This window comes from Okeania sp. SIO2B9, from assembly GCF_010672505.1.
In the GTDB taxonomy this organism is placed as follows: domain Bacteria; phylum Cyanobacteriota; class Cyanobacteriia; order Cyanobacteriales; family Microcoleaceae; genus Okeania; species Okeania hirsuta.
In genome coordinates this window covers 1-3872 of sequence record NZ_JAAHGK010000747.1, presented here as the reverse complement: position 1 = coordinate 3872, position 3872 = coordinate 1, and the positions used below count along the sequence as shown (strand labels likewise).

Below are 3872 nucleotides of genomic sequence, written 5' to 3'. Positions count from 1 at the left end.
CCAATTACTGCCAAAACTTGACCTGTTAAAACCAGATTATTTGCTATTTTTACTGCTTGCTCTGGAGAGTTGCCATCATCAACAATAATTACAGTTAAACCCTTGCCTCCAATCAAATTATCGCTCAGGTTTATGGCATTCTGAGCTTGAGCAACTCCCCGTAATTTTTCTAAACTATAGTTGAGAGCTTGTGACTCACCTGTCATTGGTGCTACTATGGCTATAGTATAAGCGTCAGTATTGCTAGCAGCTAGTCTGGCATTATTCAGATAAATCAGGATTTCTGGATCGTTAAAGTATTTTTTTCTAGCTGTTTCTAAAAGTTTGACTGCTTGCAAATAATCACCATCAGCAAAAGCTTTAACTCCCTCTTCTTTTTCTTTGGGTGCGGAACCTGGAATCAGAATTTCTTCCCCACAACTCAAATTATCATCCAGTTTTAAAGGACAAGTTGTTGGTGCTTCTGGTAAAATAGCAATTAAGACAGCGATCGCTCCTAGTGTGAAAAGGGAAATATTGCCTAACCATTTATTGACTTTGGGTGTGGTTTCTTGATATTTACTCTTGAAGTTCTGTATTTTTTGCTGCAATGGAAAGTCAGATAAATAGTTTTTCTTTGCGGGAGCGGGTTGTTTGCTCTGGGTAGGTTCAATTTCTGCTTGTACTTGCTGGTTGTAGTTAGCAAGACGTTCCAAAATGTCTTCGGTTGTTTGGGGGCGACACTGAGGTAAATTTGCCATCATCTCATCAATTAAGTCTGCTAATGTTTTTGAGATTTGAGTAGCATGGTGTCGCCACATTAATCTACCACTCTGAGGATCGGTAGGCAAATTAGTAGGATCTTGTGCTGTGACTAAATAAACTATAGTTCGAGCAATGGCAAATACATCCGACTGTCGTGTGATTTTCCCTTCATACTGTTCTGGGGATGTGTAACCTTGAGAAATCATCCCAGTCACATCTTTGCCTTCAAATTGCCTTAAATATGTTTCTGTAACTTGCCTAGTCGCACCAAAGTCAATTAATGCTAGTTGACCCCATTTCTGCTTTTGGGAATCTTGTTGATGGTCAGTGTGATTTTTTTCATTTTCAACCTCCTGTTTGTGGTCTAATGTTTCTCTGGTTTGTTCTGGATCATTTCCTAGCTGTGCAACATTTTCTTCGGTAAGTGAAATGGAAGATAAATTATTTGCTCTGCTAGCTTTTCCATCTGTTTGTTGACTAGCTTCTTGTTTAGGCAAATTTTCATAAGATCCAGAGGGTTGTTTGGCTCCATTATGATTGGAGTTTTGTGCTGGGAAGCTACGCAACATGATATTTGTTGGTTTAAGATCCCGATGGATGCAATGATGCTGATGAAGTTTAGCAATGATTTCTACTAATTGTGTGACCCAGGCGATCGCTTGCTCTTCTTCTATGGGTTGATTATGATGAATTTGTTGTAACCAGTCAGATAAATTTATACCCTCAATTTTTTCCATTACCAGACAGTGTAATGGTTCATCTCCCGCTTCTGACCAGATAAAGTATCCTTCTGGTTCAACTTTTGGTAATCCAGGTTCATGTAAATATGTTAAAACTTTTGCTTCTTGCTCAAACAAAGAAATTACTTGTTCTATTTCTTCGTCTTCTATTTCCCTTGGCACTTGCAATATTTTCATAATTTTTATCGTACCACCATCATCAACTTCCCAAGTTTGACCAAAACCACAGTCTCCAATAAGTTGAATCGCTCGATAGTGCTGTTGTAATATTTGTCCAGGATTAATCATCTTCCTACAAGTCAAAAATCAAAAGTCAAAGGCATATTAAAATATACAGTCACCTAGTCATCATATTAAATCTGGTGTTGCACAATAGAGAATGATATTCTAGAATTTGATTGAGAGATGGATTTTCTTGATTGTCAAAGCCATAAAAGCTTGAAAAATAGTCATTGTCACGGAAAACAGAGTTATCTGTGCCGTGACTGTGGCCGTCAATTTCCAGAAAGCCCCTGTCCTGCGGGTTATAGTTCTGAGGTGATATGTTGTACAGATCCATTCCCTTGCTGCTCTATGATTTGAAACATCGGCAAATTCCTCAATTCTCGTAATCATTCGTCACTGTGCAACGCCGGAAAATGCTATTGCTGCATATCATCTAGCATTGGAAGTTCGCACCAAAAAAGATTTTCCTATCGATTGGGCAGGGACTCAAAAAAATCTAGGTAACGCCTACAATAACAGAAATCGTTCTACCCAATCTACAAATTACTATCTATATTTTCTGAGACCAGTTCCCAAAACCTTATTGCAAATGCCTAACTAAAGCTTCCCCCACTCGTTGAGCATCGGCCTCCGTCATGCCAGAAGTCAGAGGTGGACAGATATGATTCGGACACCAACGTTCGGCACCAGGAAAACTCTCACCTTCACAAATACCTGCAAAAACTGGTTGTTTGTGACAGGGTATTTCATATACTGTTCCTCCTAAAAATATCTCTTCTTCTGCTAATGCTGTTTTGATTTCTTTGGCATTTTTTCCCTCTGGCAAATGAACAATCAATTTGTAATTACTAGCGATATCCATTTTTTCTGTAGATACAAACGATAGACCAGCTTCTTTGAGAGGTGCAGTAATTAATTCATAAGCTCGCTCACGTTTTTTCAACATCTCTGGCAATTTTGCTAAATGTATCCGACCAAGCAGAGCATTCATTTCCGTGATTCGCATACTATTACCAAAGTCCGTGTGTAAGCCACCAAAGTCCATGCCTCGCTTCCCTTGGTTTCTCAAAGAACGTGCGATATAGTCTTCCTCTTCATTATTCAGAGTTATCATTCCTCCCTCACAAGTTGTCATTACTTTAGTCGGGAAAAATGAAAAAGCAGCACCATCTCCCAAATTTCCAGCACTTACATCATTGATTTTACTACCGTGAGCATGGGCAGTATCTTCGAGGACAAATAACCCTCGTTGGTGACAATATTCCACCACTTGCGGAAACTCTGGAGAAATGACGCCCCCAACATGAACCCACATTACTCCAGAAATCTTCTGTGGGAGATTATTACCCTTTTCTACTGCCTCTTGCACCATCTGTAGAGAAGGAGCAAATGTTTGTTTGTCCATATCCAGATATTGAACTTTTCCTCCGGCACGAATTACTGTAGCAACAGTAGCAAAGTTGGTATTAGTAGGAACTAAAACAGTTGTTGCCTCAACTTTTTTCAAGCGTAATAGAATTTCTAGTCCAGAGGAGCCACTATTAACAGCGATCGCGTATTTTGTACCAACATATTCAGCGAATGCTTGTTCAAATGCTTTGGTATGTTCCCCTAAAATTAATTTTCCAGACCGTAAAATTTTCTCTGATTCTGATAAGAAATATTGAATTTCATCATCTGTAATATCGAAATAAAATGGTTTAATTGTTTGATTTACTGTCATGTTACTCTCTCTTGAAAATTCGTGTTCTTACATTAAATAAATTTACATATTTATCGAACTAAAATACGATAATCAATCTAGTTTTTTCCTCTTCCATAAAGTAGGAATTATACCATTTTTTCCAAGTAATACTAGAACCTATCTATAGTTTCATCAAAGGCTGATTTAGTAAAAATTTATTAATTGCTGCCTTTTATGGCAAATAACACAGCAAAGGCAGCAAGCAAATTAGAGTGATTAAAAGAGCGTTAAACGACTAAATTGTGTGATACACATTATAGCTAATTTGTACAGTGTGTAACTCAATAGTTATGCTGCCGAAATGAGCTAGGGATTCATTGCTTCAATTACTTAGCTACTAAAACATGAATGACCATAGGTTCATTTTGATGTGCAAAATAATCTAGGGGTTTGAACCCTGCTTTTATCGCCAGATCTTG

The 3872-nt window shown here is 38.0% G+C and carries 2 protein-coding genes and 1 pseudogene; 1 reads left to right on the top strand and 2 read right to left on the bottom strand.

The genetic code is table 11. The features are described 5' to 3' along the window. The coding region (locus F6K13_RS22710) for a bifunctional serine/threonine-protein kinase/ABC transporter substrate-binding protein (protein WP_287288456.1) at positions 1-1772 on the bottom strand (1772 nt) is incomplete at its 3' end. 117 nt (positions 1773-1889) lie between these two features. Between F6K13_RS22710 and F6K13_RS22705 the strand changes: the two are divergent. Further along, a pseudogene (locus F6K13_RS22705) lies at positions 1890-2024 on the top strand (IS1 family transposase); the annotation flags it as partial. 265 nt (positions 2025-2289) lie between these two features. Here the strand turns inward: F6K13_RS22705 and F6K13_RS22700 are convergent. After that, positions 2290-3432 carry a DegT/DnrJ/EryC1/StrS family aminotransferase gene (locus tag F6K13_RS22700; protein WP_124143238.1) on the bottom strand — a complete coding sequence of 381 codons (1143 nt, stop codon included), beginning with the start codon at positions 3430-3432 and terminating at the stop codon, positions 2290-2292. Between the last annotated feature and the right edge of the window lie 440 nt (positions 3433-3872).